At 37.1% G+C, this 16,015-nt stretch carries 21 protein-coding genes; 20 read left to right on the top strand and 1 reads right to left on the bottom strand.

Going from position 1 to position 16,015, the window contains the following annotated elements; all coding sequences use genetic code 11:
- From HMPREF2780_RS07210 to HMPREF2780_RS07115, 20 genes are all read left to right on the top strand, one after another.
- Positions 1-618: polymorphic toxin type 15 domain-containing protein (locus HMPREF2780_RS07210; RefSeq protein ID WP_324826055.1), on the top strand; the 618-nt coding region annotated here is incomplete at its 5' end.
- Positions 619-629: 11 nt separating this feature from the next.
- Positions 630-1,169: a T6SS immunity protein Tdi1 domain-containing protein gene (locus tag HMPREF2780_RS07205; protein ID WP_048779254.1), complete on the top strand. Its 540-nt coding sequence runs from the start codon at positions 630-632 to the stop codon at positions 1,167-1,169.
- A 51-nt stretch (positions 1,170-1,220) separates the two neighbouring features.
- Positions 1,221-1,787, top strand: a complete 567-nt coding sequence (locus HMPREF2780_RS07200) for an SMI1/KNR4 family protein (RefSeq protein ID WP_048779257.1) — start codon at positions 1,221-1,223, stop codon at positions 1,785-1,787.
- 104 nt (positions 1,788-1,891) lie between these two features.
- Entirely contained in the window at positions 1,892-2,680 is a 789-nt protein-coding gene (locus HMPREF2780_RS11770; RefSeq protein WP_233994383.1) for a hypothetical protein, read from the top strand.
- A gap of 2 nt (positions 2,681-2,682) precedes the next feature.
- Positions 2,683-3,087 (top strand): hypothetical protein, encoded by a 405-nt coding sequence (locus HMPREF2780_RS07190; protein WP_105026416.1) that lies wholly within the window; start codon positions 2,683-2,685, stop codon positions 3,085-3,087.
- A gap of 198 nt (positions 3,088-3,285) precedes the next feature.
- Complete coding sequence (locus tag HMPREF2780_RS07185; protein WP_105026415.1) at positions 3,286-3,852, top strand: SMI1/KNR4 family protein; 567 nt, start codon at positions 3,286-3,288, stop codon at positions 3,850-3,852.
- A gap of 66 nt (positions 3,853-3,918) precedes the next feature.
- Complete coding sequence (gene imm48 / locus HMPREF2780_RS07180; protein WP_082307735.1) at positions 3,919-4,305, top strand: Imm48 family immunity protein; 387 nt, start codon at positions 3,919-3,921, stop codon at positions 4,303-4,305.
- A 199-nt stretch (positions 4,306-4,504) separates the two neighbouring features.
- Complete coding sequence (locus HMPREF2780_RS07175; RefSeq protein ID WP_105026414.1) at positions 4,505-5,050, top strand: hypothetical protein; 546 nt, start codon at positions 4,505-4,507, stop codon at positions 5,048-5,050.
- A 265-nt stretch (positions 5,051-5,315) separates the two neighbouring features.
- Positions 5,316-6,155, top strand: a complete 840-nt coding sequence (locus HMPREF2780_RS07170; RefSeq protein WP_105026413.1) for a metallophosphoesterase family protein — start codon at positions 5,316-5,318, stop codon at positions 6,153-6,155.
- A 13-nt stretch (positions 6,156-6,168) separates the two neighbouring features.
- Positions 6,169-7,833, top strand: coding sequence for a hypothetical protein (locus tag HMPREF2780_RS07165; RefSeq protein ID WP_105026412.1), 1,665 nt, complete (start codon positions 6,169-6,171; stop codon positions 7,831-7,833).
- A 114-nt stretch (positions 7,834-7,947) separates the two neighbouring features.
- Positions 7,948-8,553, top strand: coding sequence for a nitroreductase family protein (locus HMPREF2780_RS07160; protein ID WP_012000291.1), 606 nt, complete (start codon positions 7,948-7,950; stop codon positions 8,551-8,553).
- Between the two features lie 45 nt (positions 8,554-8,598).
- Positions 8,599-10,002: a dipeptidase PepV gene (pepV, locus tag HMPREF2780_RS07155; RefSeq protein ID WP_105026411.1), complete on the top strand. Its 1,404-nt coding sequence runs from the start codon at positions 8,599-8,601 to the stop codon at positions 10,000-10,002.
- A 52-nt stretch (positions 10,003-10,054) separates the two neighbouring features.
- The gene (locus HMPREF2780_RS07150; protein ID WP_053794729.1) at positions 10,055-10,639 is read left to right on the top strand and encodes a uracil-DNA glycosylase family protein; all 585 of its coding nucleotides are present in this window, start codon (positions 10,055-10,057) and stop codon (positions 10,637-10,639) included.
- A gap of 12 nt (positions 10,640-10,651) precedes the next feature.
- Entirely contained in the window at positions 10,652-11,140 is a 489-nt protein-coding gene (locus tag HMPREF2780_RS07145) for a prolyl-tRNA synthetase associated domain-containing protein (RefSeq protein WP_105026410.1), read from the top strand.
- A gap of 54 nt (positions 11,141-11,194) precedes the next feature.
- A complete protein-coding gene (locus HMPREF2780_RS07140; protein ID WP_061583489.1) occupies positions 11,195-11,518 on the top strand; it encodes a TfoX/Sxy family protein in 324 nt (107 codons plus the stop codon).
- Between the two features lie 161 nt (positions 11,519-11,679).
- Complete coding sequence (locus HMPREF2780_RS07135) at positions 11,680-12,129, top strand: MarR family transcriptional regulator (RefSeq protein WP_105026409.1); 450 nt, start codon at positions 11,680-11,682, stop codon at positions 12,127-12,129.
- Between the two features lie 176 nt (positions 12,130-12,305).
- Positions 12,306-13,274 (top strand): zinc-binding alcohol dehydrogenase family protein, encoded by a 969-nt coding sequence (locus HMPREF2780_RS07130; protein ID WP_105026408.1) that lies wholly within the window; start codon positions 12,306-12,308, stop codon positions 13,272-13,274.
- Positions 13,267-13,581: a rhodanese-like domain-containing protein gene (locus HMPREF2780_RS07125; RefSeq protein ID WP_081102611.1), complete on the top strand. Its 315-nt coding sequence runs from the start codon at positions 13,267-13,269 to the stop codon at positions 13,579-13,581. The genes HMPREF2780_RS07130 and HMPREF2780_RS07125 overlap by 8 nt, the downstream gene beginning before the upstream one ends.
- 114 nt (positions 13,582-13,695) lie before the next feature.
- Positions 13,696-14,412, top strand: a complete 717-nt coding sequence (gene ldcB, locus HMPREF2780_RS07120; protein WP_105026417.1) for an LD-carboxypeptidase LdcB/DacB — start codon at positions 13,696-13,698, stop codon at positions 14,410-14,412.
- Between the two features lie 60 nt (positions 14,413-14,472).
- Entirely contained in the window at positions 14,473-14,763 is a 291-nt protein-coding gene (locus HMPREF2780_RS07115) for a cupin domain-containing protein (protein ID WP_045773740.1), read from the top strand.
- Between the two features lie 84 nt (positions 14,764-14,847).
- Here HMPREF2780_RS07115 and HMPREF2780_RS07110 read toward each other — a convergent pair whose 3' ends face one another.
- A complete protein-coding gene (locus tag HMPREF2780_RS07110; RefSeq protein ID WP_105026407.1) occupies positions 14,848-15,720 on the bottom strand; it encodes a PspC-like choline-binding domain-containing protein in 873 nt (290 codons plus the stop codon).
- Positions 15,721-16,015: the final 295 nt, after the last annotated feature.

Genomic DNA, 16,015 nt, shown 5'->3' with positions numbered 1-16,015 from the left:
GATGACTTAGCAGATCGTATCCAACAAATCTCAGCCGAACACAAACAAAAGATTGAAGCGTTTGAAGGCAGAGGTGGGGGAAGAACTAGTAATAAAACTCCAAAAATTCAACATATAGATGACATTCCACGCATTGAAGAGATACAAGTTGAATTTAATCGCAATCCAAAACATCCTGAAGAAGAATTCTCACGTCAATTAGCAGATCAACAAAATGGAATGAACGAGTTGACTGTTCAGGAATATCTTGATAATCGTGAAAGATATATCGCTGAAGGTCGTGCTTTAGAAGGAAATGCTGCTCAACGAGTCGCAAGGGAGAATGCTTTCTCAGATAAGTATAACGAGTTTATTGAGAGTGGTTTATCTCGTTCAGAAGCAAAACTGAAGGCGCAAGAATGGCTAGATACCCAAGCTGCTCTTCACAATCCTGACCAGATAGCTGGAGGATATCCAGATAAGATTGGTGGCATGGGCGATACAGGTGTCAACTCATCTATTGGAATTCAATGGAGATATCGTATTGATTATGTTGATGAGCAGATTCGGGCAATGGCTAAAACAATGTCTCCAGAACAACTACAGAGTACATATTTAAATGTAAGGCTTACTTATTGAAAGGAGTATCGATGATTTCAGATTTTTTAAAAGTTGCAGACATGCCAAAAGAGGTGATTGAAAATTATAAGGATAAAGTCCCTGTTGAATTGGTTGTGATTTGGGAAAACCAAGGTTTGGGTACCTTTTTAAATGGTTATCTAAAAGTTATAAATCCAGATGACTATATTGAGTTAATTAAAGATTCATATTTTAGGGGTAATGTTGCTATTCCAATATTTGCGACGGCTTTTGGAGATATGATTGTATGTGAAGAAGGAAAATATTTAAGGATGGTAAAATACAAAGATGGAGTATTTATGACTATTTTTGAGAACCTCCCTTTGTTTCTACAATTTGTTAATGAACCCGATTTTGCAGATGATTATTTTGAATTGCCACTCTACAATGAAGCGATTGAACAATATGGTCTGTTAGATTACGATCAGTGTTTTGGCTTTGTACCCTTGTTAGCATTAGGTGGATTCAAAGATGTGGATCATCTAGATAAGGTTAAGATGTATGAGCATATCTTGTTAATTACTACGTTGGTTGGCAGGATTGGAATGTAGAATATTAGTTTAAGATATGGTGATAAGCTGAACTGAGAACAAGGAAATGCTATGTTAAGAATTTTCCCATTTAAAACGGATGGAGTACTAGATGAAGTAGAAAAATTGGAGAAACATTATTCTATTTCATTACCTGAAAAATATAAAGAGTTTTTATTAAAGTATAATGGAGGAGATACAATTGATGCTACCTTTAGAATTGATAAAGTAAGTTCAGATATCCATTCGTTTTACGGTTTTTCTTTGGCTAAGTATTATAGTAATTTTAACTACTTAATTGAGAAAGGCTTCTTAGAAGATTTTATTGATAACTATTATTTGCCAATTGCTAAGGATAGTTTTGGTAATAGTATTTTAATTGGTATTGATGCTAGAAATTATAATAAAATAGCTTTTTATGATCATGAAAAACAAAAATATATTTCTTTTAATATTGATTTTATTGAGTTTTTAAAGAAGATAAAAAGTCCCGTTGTTTATATTCCATCAATTGAAGAACGTATTAAAGAAATGGAAGAAATCGGAAGTACCATTGTAGTTGATGATGAGTTGAAAGCATTGTGGCAGGAAGAAATCGATGAATTCGCAGGTCGTGAGCAAGTCATTGTTAAACTGTAGTCTTATAATTTAAAATGTGATATCCAAGTGTTATCACATTTTATATATTCTCAAAAGATTTTGTTATACTAGATTTATACTTCTAATACTTTACTACCAGTCAAATGATTGGTCGTACTATTGGTCATCTCGGTAGTAAATACAAGGCCTACCGAGCAAGTCAAACAGGCAATGTCGACATCCACAGTGGTGAAGCAACCAGCTTCAAAACCAACCTTAAAGAACAAGCCAACACAGCCTGGACGGACATCAAGACCAAGGCAGGTGATGTCAAGGTTCAAGCAGGAGAAGGTTTTGATCACTTCAAGAACCGTGTCTCAAATGTGAAGAATCAAGCCATCTCAGCTAGTACAGAGGGGCTTTCAAACAAAGTACGGAACTTTAGCGATGCCATTGAAACTGGCCACCAAAATATTCACAACAAGCTTGATTCCCTTGGGAATAAGAATCGACTTGCTTTTGTGACTGTAGATGACGTCCCGGTTGATCTACCAAAATTAAAAGTCTCAACCAAGATGGATGACCTAGCAGATCGTATCCAACAAATCTCAATCGATCACAAACAAAAGATTGAAGCGTTTGAAGGAAGAGGTGGGGGAAGATTGATCCCTACTCCAGTTAATAATATGCAAGAATTTTTTGAGACGGATTTTGGTGAACAGTTAAAAAGTTCGGTGAGAAAGACCAAGAGACAATATGATGGACAAACCATATATGAAGTGGTAGATAAGAGTATTCCTGGTCTTAAAAAAGGTGATCAGTTATACTTAGATGGTAGTCATAAAGACCATATTGAGGTATTTGATAAGAGAGGGAAATTTAAAAAAGTAATTAATTTAGATGGATCGGTTAATGATGTGAAAACAAAGAATGCATTGGGAAGGAACATTTGAAAATGAAAGAAATATTGGAAAGATTGTATCAGGTTTGTTCGTCATTAAATGATAAATTTAATGGAGAATTCCTTAATCAGGAGGACTTAGATGATTTTATCGAAGATATTCAATCAGATTGGGATTCAAGTGTTGACCAATTAAAGACTGGTCTTGAGCTTTTAGAAAGTCAAATACATTCTATTGAATCTTCAGAAAATAAGTCTTATACGAATGGAATTCTCGAGACTGTTTGGGGACTTAGAAGACTGGAAGTCTTACTGGATGATGCAGATAAATTGTTAACAAACCTCAATAAAAAATTCTTGCTTAAAAGTGGTGAAATCACTCAAGAAGAATACCTAGATGATGGTCACTTGAATGTTGAAGTTGTAGATGATGAGGATGATGACACAGTGGAGATCTAGTTTACTATACAAGTCTAATTTAAATATAGTCTAAACCATTCATATTCATGTGGATGGTTTTCGCGTTTTATGGGTGTTTTTGTTATACTAGATTTATTAATCTTTGAATTTATATTGAGGTTTACGTAAATATTGAAGTAGATATGGGCGAACTAGATGAACTGTTATTTGATAGCATAGAAATACAAAGGAGAGAATATGTTAAGAATTTTTCCATTTGATACAACAGGTGTTTCCGATGCATTAGTTCAATTCGAAAAACAATATGAATTTATATTACCTGAAGGATACAGAAATTTTTTATTAAAATACAACGGGGGAAATACTTTACAGACAAGCTTTAAAATTAAGAAAGAAAGTTCAGATATTCGAGCTTTCTATGGGTTTGAAAATGCTGACTATGAATATAACTTCCAGTATTTAATTGATCATGATTTTCTATCAGATTATATTGAAGTTGATTATCTACCAATTGCAGAAGATAGTTTCGGGAATTATATTCTTCTGGGGATTGCAGAACAAAAATATAATCAAGTAGCATTTTTTGATCATGAGAAGCAAAGAATTATCCCCTTTCATGTTTCATTTAAAGAATTTTTAGGAAGTATAAAAAGTAAAGTCTGTAAGATTAAATCCATTGATGAAAGAATTCAAAAAATGCAAGAGGTAAATAGCCCAGTAATTGTTGACGACGAATTAAAGGCAATTTGGCAAGAAGAAATTGATAAGTATGCAGGACGTGAACAAGTTATTGTTAAGCTTTAATCTTATTGTGATAATTGTAAGACTTTGTGTTGACAGAAGTAGATTTTGGTTTAGAAAGGAATTATTATGAACGATACTATTACAAACGAGACTATTGAAATGGTCGATAAATTTTTAAGTTTAGTTACGATCGATTTGGATGAGGATCTTGACAGACAGTTAGCAGCAGCCTATATTTTCGGGATGTTAAACGGGAAGGCACAAAAGGATTCTATTTCACCAGAAAATGTCCAAGCCTTGATGATTCGAATTGGTATTGAGAAACTTCAATATGCTCCCGAGGTAGCCTTTGAAATGACACAGTTTGTCATTAATGCGACGGATAAAGAATTTCACCCGACGGTTAACGCTATTATCCATAGAGGCATAGAAGGCTACTTTCTATATGTAAACAATCAATATGATGCTCTTTCAGAGGATTTTCAAGATATTGTTCAAGTAGTGAAAAGCTAGGTATTACAACAGAGTAAGTCTGATTTTATAGCCGGACTTATTTACTTAATTTTCAAATCATTGTTAGTCACATAGTGAGAAAAATTCAAGCAATGTGAAGTAAGCATTAGAATGTTTAGAATATTTGATCGCGAAATAATTTGACATTGAAATAATTTTATAATATAATATTCCTATTCTTTATTAATAGGAGACACTAATGAAAAAAATTGTTACAGCTAGTGTAGCGCTTTTGTCGGTTATAACTTTAGCAGCATGTTCTGGAAAATCAGCTTCAGAATCTTCTGATAAAGCTTCAAGTTCTGTAGAAAAAACTTCTACTTCAAAGAGTTCATCAAGTAGCTCTGAAACTTCATCAAAAACAGCTAGTTCAGATCTAAAAACTCCAGAAATTGTTCTTTTGACAGATGAAGAAATTGACAATGCTAAAACAATTGGCGATATGAAAGCTCTTTTTGGTAAGTTGATTGACAACTATAAGAAATACATTACTGAAATCGGTAATAAAGTTCCAGAAGCTGGAAAAGAAGCATACAATCAACAAGTAGAACCAGCAATTGAGTCTATGGAAACTTCAAGAGAAACATTTAACAAAACGCTTTCAGCCGCTGGTCCGGATGATACAGTAGTTCCAGAACAAAATCGTAACCTGTTTCTTCAACAGTTGAAAACAGGACGTGATGCTATGAAGCAGGCTATTGAAGGTGCTTATAAATCTCTTGCTCCGCTTATTTCTGGACAATAATATCTCAACAAAGTAGGTGATTGTCACCTGCTTTTTTTGTACTCAAAATTAGTAGTTATAAGAGAGATAGCGAGTAACATATAAACAGTATATGAACTTATAATTACTGATGAGGAAAAAAATCATATTTAGAAATAACTATACCGTTTCTAAAATGATCCATAAGTTTTAGAAGATAAACCACCCAGACGATGGTTTTCACGTTTTCAGTCAGTTTTTGATATACTAGATTCAAACTATACAGCCATTCATTTAAGGAGTGAAGATGAAACAAAGAATTGCCATTTTATCTGATATACACGGAAATACGACTGCCTTAGAAGCAGTCCTAAATGATGCTAAAGAGCTAGGAGCGACCGAATACTGGCTTCTGGGTGATTTTTTTCTTCCTGGTCCGGGTGGAAATGATTTAATGGATCTTTTGGAAGGTTTGCCAATCACTGTTTCAGTCCGAGGAAATTGGGATGACTGTGTTTTAGAAGCTTTAGATGGTGTCTATGGATTGGAAGATCCTCAAGAAATACAACTTTTGCGCCTAACTCAGTATTTGATGGAACGACTTGATACTCGGCATATTGACTGGTTGAGAAGTTTGCCACTTCTTGACAAGATTGAAGTGGATGGTTTGCGTTTTTCACTTAGTCATAACTTACCCGATAAAAACTATGGTGGAGCTTTACAGGTGACAAATGAGACTTCAAATTTTGATCTTTTACTTGATGAGGAAACGGATATAGCCGTTTACGGTCATGTTCACAAGCAGTTGCTTCGTTATGGAAGTCAAGGACAACAAATTATTAATCCAGGTACGATTGGAATGCCCTATTTTGATTGGGAATCACTAAAAAACCACCGCGCCCAGTATGCCGTAATTGAAGTTGAAGAGGGGGAATTGGTAAATATCCAATTTCGTAAGGTCGCTTATGATTACGAAGCGGAGTTAAAATCAGCCAAAGAAAAAGGACTTCCCTTTATTGAGATGTATGAAGAACTACGACGTGAAGATAACTACCCAGGACATAATAAGGAACTGTTAACCTCCTTGATTCAGCAACATGATTATGTGGAGGAGGTCAAAGATTTCCTTCAGAAAATAAAAAAATGAAAGTTAAAGAAAGATGACCTTAAATTTTGATAAACATAGAGATCATTTGGAACAAGATATTCGAGAAGAACTTCAAAGTATTTATACAGACAAATTCAAAATACTAGACATTAAAGAGAATGTCCTGGGTCCCTATTGTCCGATCTTTTTATTCGAGATAAAGCTTGAGGATTATCGGGATAGATTAGATATTTTAGTTGATGGTAGTGATCTGATACTAAAGTGGGGAGAGGAAAAATATGCGATTCAGTATAAGTATGATCGCGAAAGTCTAAAGGAAGGACTGGAGAGAATTAAGCTCTATCTAGATCAACCAGAATTGATTTTTTCTGAACCTCTAAGTCCTAGAAATGTCCATATGAAGTCTAAAGGCATTGAAAGAATGATTGCTAATGTCTTCGAGGGGAAAACGAGAACCAACTGCTGGGAAAAACCTGACCAAAAGGATGGAGATTATAAAGCTCTTATTACGAATATCTTGCCTCACTATCAGGCTTCTTTTACTCTTGAGTTAACAGAACAACACTTTATCGTGAAAGATATTTTTCCTCTCAATGCTGGCTTAGGAAATCAAGGTTTGCAGTTGCATCAGCCGATTGATTTAACCTCCTCAAATATGGCTTCTTTCTTGAGTCAATTTAAGGAATTTCTAGAATCTAACTTGGAAAAGGGAGAAGAAAATTTAACTGACTCAATGTCTGTCTCCGAGCTCATTTTGCCTGCTCCTCTTAGGCCTGATACTGTAGGGGCAAAGGTTTTACAAGTACAGAGAATTATTAGTACATGCTTCACAAAGGACGTTTCTTTTTTTGAAACGACCAAGATGATGAAGGATGGTAGTCTTTATGAGGTTGATTTTTTTGCAAAATCCAACTTTTATTCGGCAATCTTTTCTATTACTTTGATCGGCAGGCATTTTTATCTTCACGTGACTAGGCCAAATAAAGCAGACTTGAAAGATTATTGGGATTTATTTGGTTATCCCTATGAGTTAACTGAGGAAAATCTTAGAAAAGTGATAAAGGTAGCTGAGACATATTTTGCTAGTCATCTAAAAAAAGAACAAAAGCCATCAAGTTCTAATATGAGTAAATCTCAACTAATCCATCAAATTAAAGCCCAAGCAAGAAAAAAGAATGAGGAGCTCGCGAAAGAAAAAGCTGACAAGGAAGTTTATTTAGGACTACGAAAATTGTTGAAACTGCAAGTCCTCATTTTCTTTATCTTGATGATTTTGGCATTTGTCGTAGAGGTGTATATGGCTGGAGCAGGCTATAAAGCTTTTAAAATGAGGATTCAGTTTAGTCGGGTATCTGTGCACAGTTTTTCGCTTCTCTTTATTACCGTGTATGGCTTTTTGACACTCTATATCACTGGTTTGAAGATCAATGGATTTTTGAAGCAGTATCCTCGTTGGAAAGGTCTTCCGACCAAGGGAAGTATTCTTCCTAAAAAGGAGACAGGTTTGACATTTTTGGCCCTCTTTCTTGTTCTTTTTCTAGGGGCCTTTGAATTGACCCTTCGCAAACCTGAACCAAAAGTGGAAATACCTAAGATAGATCAAAATTTAAACAAGGTTTTTGAGCAAGAAAGAAGCTCTAGTTATAGTGATTTAATAAAGGGCTTGAGAGATTCAAGTAGCCAGAATGGAGAAAACGAAACCTCTGCTACAGAATAATCTTATTAAGTAGTAAGAGCTGATAGTTCTATCTTATAGAGAATGAAAAACCTCTGCAAACTCTTACAAAATATGATAAAATGAAGCTAGTATATTAAGAAAAGGAAAAGGTCTATGAAATTTCTAGAACTCAATAAAAAGCGTCACGCAACCAAGCATTTCAATGATAAGCCTGTGGATCCAAAGGATGTCCGTACAGCGATTGAAATTGCGACTTTGGCTCCAAGTGCCCACAATAGCCAGCCATGGAAATTTGTAGTAGTGCGAGAACGCAATCAAGACTTAGCAGAAATTGCTTTTGGCTCTAACCAAGATCAGGTTAAAGAAGCACCAGTGACCATTGCTCTCTTTACGGATACTGATTTGACTAAGCGGTCTCGTAAGATTGCGCGTGTGGCTGGCGTTAAGAATTTCTCTGATGAGCAGCTTCAATTCTACATGCAGAATCTACCAGCTGAGTTTGCTCGCTATAGCGACCAACAAAAGAGTGATTACTTGGCCCTCAATGCTGGTTTAGTAGCTATGAATCTCGTTCTGGCTTTGACTGACCAGGGCATCGGATCCAACATTATTTTAGGTTTTGATAAATCTAAGATTAATGAAGTCTTGGAGATTGATGAGCGTTTCCGTCCGGAACTCTTGATTACGGTTGGTTATACTGATGACAAATTAGAGCCTAGCTATCGTTTGCCAGTTGACGAAATCATTGAAAAACGTTGATACAGCTGTATTGATTTAAATCGAATTAGAGATTGGGGTAATATAATGACAATTGATTTTAAAGCAGAAGTTGAAAAACGCAGAGAAGCTCTCTTGGCCGATCTGTTCAGCCTTTTGGAAATTAACTCAGAGCGGGATGACTCCAAGGCGGACAAGGAGCATCCTTTTGGACCTGGACCTGTTCAAGCCCTACATAAGTTTTTAGAAATCGCTGAGCGCGATGGCTATGAAACCAAGAATGTAGACAATTACGCTGGTCACTTTACTTTTGGTGAGGGTGAAGAAGAACTGGGAATCTTTGCTCACATGGATGTGGTCCCTGCTGGAAGTGGCTGGAATACAGATCCTTACAAACCTGAAATCATTGATGGTAAACTTTATGCGCGTGGTTCATCAGATGATAAAGGGCCAACTATGGCTTGTTACTATGGTTTGAAAATTATCAAAGATTTAGGATTGCCAGTATCTAAGCGCGTTCGCTTTGTGGTGGGGACTGATGAGGAATCCGGTTGGCAAGACATGGACTATTATTTCAAGCATGTTGGTCTGCCTGAACCAGACTTTGGTTTTTCACCAGATGCGGAATTTCCAATTATTAACGGAGAAAAAGGGAATATTACCGAGTACCTCCATTTTGGAAATGAAAATACTGGGAATGCTAAACTTCATAGCTTTACAGGTGGCCTCCGTGAAAATATGGTGCCAGAGTCTGCAACAGCAGTTGTATCCGGACAATTACCAGATCTTGCTGGTCTCTTAGATGCCTTTGCCAAGGAACACAAGCTTCAGTATGAAATCTCAACTGTTGATGAAAAAACTTATACTATTACGATTATTGGTAAGTCTGCTCATGGATCAACTCCCGAAGATGGAATCAATGGTGGGACTTACTTGGCCCTCTTGTTGAACCAATTTGACTTTGGTGGTGCTGCCAAGTCTTATCTGGAAGTGGCAGCTCGAGTACTGCACGAGGACTTTACTGGTGAGAAGTTAGGAATTGCTTATACAGATGCTAAAATGGGCTCTCTCAGCATGAATGCTGGTGTCTTCCATTTTGACAGTGCTAAAGCAGACAATACTATTGCTCTGAACATCCGTTACCCTCAAGGTACTGATCCAAAATCGATTCAAGCTGGTCTTGAAAAAGTCACTGGTGTTGTGTCAGTGAGTTTGTCTGAGCACGGACACACTCCACATTATGTTCCAGCAGATGATGAATTGGTAGCAACTCTTTTGAGTGTTTACGAAAAACAAACAGGTCTTAAAGGACATGAGCAAGTCATCGGTGGAGGTACCTTTGGTCGTCTCTTAAAACGTGGAGTTGCCTTTGGTGCTATGTTCCCAGACTATGTCAATACCATGCACCAAGCTAATGAATTTACAGATGTAGAAGACCTTTTCCGTGCTGCGGCTATTTATGCGGAAGCTATCTACGAACTAATCAAATAATCCACTACTCGGCTAGTTTTTCTGGCTGAGTTTTTCCATAGAAGGAGTTCTTATGTCAAAGATTGAAACCATTAAACAAGCCATTATGGCAGATCCTCAAAATAAAGACTATACGGATAAAGGAATCGAACCGCTCTTTGCAGCGCCAAAGACTGCCCGTATCAATATCATCGGACAAGCTCCTGGGATGAAGACAGAAGCTGCTGGTATTTACTGGAAGGATAAAAGTGGTGATCGTCTGCGGGAGTGGTTAGGAGTTGACGAAGATACTTTTTACAATTCTGGTTTGTTTGCAGTGATTCCCATGGACTTTTATTTCCCAGGGCATGGAAAATCAGGTGACCTACCACCTCGCAAAGGCTTTGCTGAAAAATGGCATCCTAAACTCCTCAAGGAGTGTCCGGATATTGAGTTGACCCTCTTGATTGGACAATATGCCCAGGCTTACTATCTTCATGAGAAAGTGAGTGGCAAGGTAACTGAACGGGTTCATCATTTTAAGAACTATTTGCCAGAGTATTTTCCACTAGTTCACCCTTCTCCGCGCAACCAAATCTGGATGGCTAAAAATCCTTGGTTTGAGGCAGAAGTTGTGCCAGAATTGCAAGCGTTGGTGCAAAAGATTATTCATCAATAAAGGAGAAAAACTATGGATGCTTATCAACAAGTGGCTAATAAGTTGCAAGAGTTGGGGATTACCTTTGATGTGGTGGAGCACCCACCTGCATTTACGACAGAGCAGGCGGATAGCTATATTGAAGGCATGGAAGGAGTTCGGACCAAGACCATGTTTTTGACCAACAAGAAGAAAACTCAATATTATCTTCTGATTATGGATGACAAGAAAAGTCTGGATATGGACTTGTTTAAAGAGCTAGTTTCAGCCAACCGAATTCGTATGGCTTCAGCGGATTCCCTCTATGAAAAAATGCAGCTACCACCAGGAACGGTATCACCTTTTGGTTTGTTAAATAATAAAGAAAAAGACATTCTAGTTTATTTTGATAAGGACATCATATCAGAGGATATCATGACATTCCATCCCAATACCAATGAAAAGACTATCTTTATCTCGACAACAGATTTATTTAAGTTCCTGCAAGATTTGGGATATTCTTATGAAGTCCTGGAGCTTTAGTCAAGCATTTTTCTGAGATTGCGGACTATTTAAAACAGAAGAGGAGGGCAGAAGATGGCCTCAAGCAAGGAATATTTGACTTTTATCTTGGAGCAGTTATCTGGTTTAGATGGGGTCAGCTATCGGGCCATGATGGGGGAGTACATCCTTTATTACAAGGAGAAAATAATTGGTGGTATCTATGATGATCGGCTCTTGGTCAAACCAGTCGAAACTGCCCAGAAATATATACCTGAAGCTGCGCTGGTGTCTCCTTACCCAGGTGCTAAAGAAATGCTATTAGTAGACAATGTGGATAGCAAAGACTACCTAACCACCTTATTTAAAGCTATGTTTGATGAGCTTCCCGCCCCAAAAGCTAAAAGAAAAAATAAGTAGTAATAAACCAGTTTCTGATCAAACTAGTTTTTTGTCATAATGAAATGCTTCTTAACAGGATTGTAAGTGTTTTACAGTGGAAACTAAATCTTTGACAGCTATTATTCTATTTAATATAATTAGAAAATACTTATATATATTAATATTATAAAGGAAGCGAAATGACTAAAAAGCTTAACTGTGGCTTTTATATCGGGAAGATCCACAGATTATCCAACCGACTCATGAATCGGATATTACTAGACCAAGAGATTCAGGATTTTAACGGTGAACAGAGACGAATCCTTCATGCCTTGTGGCAGCAAGATCGACTGAGCCAAACGCAACTAGCAAACAAGACAGGGCTTACACTAAACACTCTAACTAAGATGTTGGAGCTGATGATGGAGATGAATCTGGTTGAACGCTGTCCCCATGAAAAGGATAGGCGCAGGAAAGTCATTTGTTTGTCAGATCATGCTAAGAGTCTGAAAGATGATTATGATCGAATTTCTAAGGAAATGACAGAAATCATATATCAAGATTTTTCACTAGAAGAAGCAAAAGATTTTGAAACTTGTCTAGAAAAAATTCTGCTGAATTTGGAGCGAGTTGAAAAAGAAGAAGTATGAGTGAGACCATAGTACTATCTGGAATTTAAAGGAAGTCTTAGCATAGTGGTGATGGATTCAAATATAAAATGCCTTCCAGTGCCTCTTATAGCTTTTGGTTTCCACCATAAGCATTGCCGGTTAAGTTAAGTCTAAGTTTGATTAGTTACACTATCCAGAAAAAGGGAGGTGATCCTATGAAAAAAATGAAGGCTATTGTCATTTATGAACCAGGAGGACCAGAAAAACTTCTATTAGAAGAAAGACCTATTCCTAAATTACGAGAAGGATGGACTTTGGTTAAGGTTAGAGGATTTGGAATAAACCATTCGGAAATCTTTACACGACAAGGCTTGTCGCCTAGTGTTAGCTTCCCTAGAATTTTAGGCATTGAATGTGTTGGACAGGTGGTTGAGACAACTCGGACAGATTTAGAGATTGGTCAGAAGGTAGTCTCCATCATGGGAGAAATGGGGCGAGCTTACGACGGCTCATATGCTGAGTACGTTCTCCTGCCAAATGACCAAGTTTATCCTATCGAAACCAGTCTGTCTTGGGCTGAGCTAGCCGCAGTTCCCGAGACATATTATACGGCTCTTGGCTCTTTAAAAAATTTGCATATTAATCCCGAAAATAAGATTTTAGTTCGGGCGGCAACCAGTGGTGTTGGTCTAGCGTTTGCTCGCCTCGTCAAGGCTCAGTTTCCTGACGTTCATATCGTTGGTTCGGTTCGAAGTGGTTCTAAACAATTTTTGCTTAAGCACCAGGCTTATGATGACATTGTTATTGATCAGGATGGTCGGTTAGAGACCGAAGAGCAGTTCGATAAAATTCTAGAGTTGGTAGGTCCATCGACTATTAAGGATTCATTTGATCATATTGCTCCGGGCGGAATTATCTGTGTAACTGGTCTCTTAGGAGGACAGTGGGAGCTAGAAGGCTTTAACCCAATTGAAGAAATAAAGAATAATAGTTTTATGACGACCTTTCATTCAGCTCAAGTCAACCAAGAATTGATGGATGAGTTGTTTGACTATATTGACCGATACCAAGTAGATGTTTCCCCGAGGCGAGTTTTTTCCTTGGAAGAAGTGCCCGAAGCTCATGCTTATATTGAAGGGAAGACAGGTTTTGGTAAGGTTGTGATTATCAATGAAAATAAATAGGAGAAGCATGATGAAAAAGATTAGTGCAAAAGAATTACAAGGTCTTTTACAGACTGAAAAGATTGAATTGATTGATGTTCGTGAAGTAGATGAGTTTGCGAATGGGCATGTAGCTGGCGCTCGCAATTTGCCTCTTAGTGGCTTAGCAGAAAACTATCTTAGCTTAGACAAAGAAATTTCCTACCATGTTATTTGTCAAAAAGGAGGTCGGTCTGCACGGGCGTGTGAATTTTTGGAAGGCCAAGGTTATCAAGTGACCAATGTGGAGGGCGGAGTCGAAGCTTATCCAGATGAATTGACGCAATAGAAATTTTCAGAAGACTACTAAAATTTATTGAAATTTTGGTGGTCTTTTTGTAGAATGTAGTTAAGAATTTCTCTTGTTTTTCATGCTTTGTGAATGGAGGTTTTTTCCATGAAAATGAAAACAATAGCTTATTTATTGCTTGGCTTCTCTGTCTTTACATTAGTTGCTTGTTCACTTGATAAGAAAGATAATTCCAAAACCTCGGGATCGACTTCGAACACTCAACAGATAGATAATCAAGCAAAAGATAAGAAAATAACCGAAAAACAAAAGGATGCTAGTCTTTCTTATAATGGAAGTTATTATAGTCTACAAGGAAAGTATGAGGAAATCCTGATTGTAAATAAAAAGTACCCTCTCTCTTCTCATTACAATCCTGGAGAAAATCCTACTGCCAAGGCAGCTTTACTCAAGTTGATTGCGGATATGCAGGCCGCTGGATATGCTGTCAGCGACCAATACAGTGGCTTCCGCAGTTATGATACTCAACTAGAACTCTATCAAAATTATGTTGATCGAGATGGAAAGGAGGCTGCCGATCGTTATTCAGCCAGACCTGGATACAGTGAACACCAGTCTGGTTTAGCCTTTGACCTGATTGATACAGAAGGCAATTTGTTAGAAGAACCAGGTGCCAGCCAGTGGCTTTTGGATAATGCTGCCAATTATGGCTTTATTGTGCGGTTTTTAAAAGGAAAGGAAACTTCAACAGGCTACATGCCAGAAAGCTGGCATCTGCGTTATATTGGACAAGAAGCTAAGGAGATTGCTGATTCAGGTAAATCATTAGAAGAATACTTTGGTATTACTGGAGGAGATTATCAAGATTGATCGAATGTGGCTTCGTCTTTTCTATAGGTCATTATAAAATAAAACAAGGAGGACAGATTTATGAAGTTTTACAAAATTGATCCATCTATTGATGTTGTTGAAACTCCCGTCGAAGAAAGAGGTCGTTTGATCCGTCATCTTCATTTAGCAAAGGGGAAGGAAATTCCTGAACATAAGGCTGATGCACTAGTGACAGTTGTCTGTTTGGAAGGTAAGGTAGATTTTACAGCTTTAGGTGAAACTGTTCAAATGCTTCCAGGAACTTTTCTTACAATGGAGCCCAATGAACTTCACAGTTTATATGGTGTGGAAGAAAGCCATGTCCTAGTCATTCAGCAATTGATTTATTAAAAATAAAAAAAGTCTGATGTAAAACATCAGACTTTTTTTATCGAGTTCTAAGGTGGATTCAATAAAGAGAAGTGGATCTTCTAGTTATGGATTGGTAGTTACAAGACCTTGTTCATTAAAGGTATATTGTTTGCCATTGATTAGAAGAGTTTCACTGTGAGCCATTTTCCCATCTTCTTTAAGGTAATAGGAACCCTGCCAAGCATTTGAGAGCATGGATCCATCTTCAGTTGCAAAGTAATACCATTCGTCAGCGATCTGTTGCCAGCCAATTAGCATTTCTCCGTTCACTGGATTAAGATAATAAGATTTTCCAGCATCTCCTATTTGGTGAAGTCCTGTTAGCATATAGCCATCAATCGGTTGAAAATAATACCATTTTCCTTGAATATTTTGCCAGCCTGTGAGCATGCTTCCGTCTTTTGGATTAAAATAATACCAGGCTGGTCCTTCATGGTTACCAGCACCTGTTAATTGTTGCCACCCAGTCTGCATATCCCCATTTTTATCATGGAAATAATAGCATTCACCGTTTTCACCCACCTGCTGGACTCCAGTTAGCATATAACCTTCAGCAGGATCAAGATAGTACCACTTACCTTTAATATTCTGCCATCCAGTTTTCATATCTCCGTTTTCTGGGTCGAAATAATACCAAGATCTTTCTTTGTAGTATCCAAAACCATCTAACTCTTGCCAGCCAGTCAGCATATAGCCGTTGACGTTGAAGAAATAATACCTTCCATTAATTTGTTGCCATTGATTTCTGGGAAAACTACCATCTGGATATTTGTACCACCAACCATTCTTATCATTAATCCACTTTCCATCTGTGTGATTAGTGATTTGTGGTCGAATCTGCTGGGCTTGAACAGAAAAATCGTCTTGTGCCACCAAAGTTGTTAATAGACCAACTAGCAATAGAAGCTGTACAAGGAATAGCGTGCGTCGTTTCATTTTTTCCTCCTTCAAAGGTTTCGGCTGAAGTGAAATCAAAAATTTCACAGAGAGAAGTGTTACTGCAGTTAAGATACCATATTTTCTTTTATTCTTCAAACAAACAAAAATGTCTAATTTATACTAGCATATTTATTATTTGCATTTGTAAGCAAAAATAAACGAGTCTATCTAGATGGCCTTAAAATAAGTATTTATAAGAATGTAATATTCTTCTGTTTTGGATAAATATTTAAAATAACAAATCTTTCAAAAATTAGTGATATATTAAAAGTATATTTTATTTCATGTATAA

The organism is Streptococcus sp. HMSC062B01 (genome assembly GCF_001811085.1).
Taxonomy (GTDB): Bacteria; Bacillota; Bacilli; order Lactobacillales; family Streptococcaceae; genus Streptococcus; species Streptococcus gordonii.
This window is presented reverse-complemented; position numbering and strand designations above follow the sequence as displayed.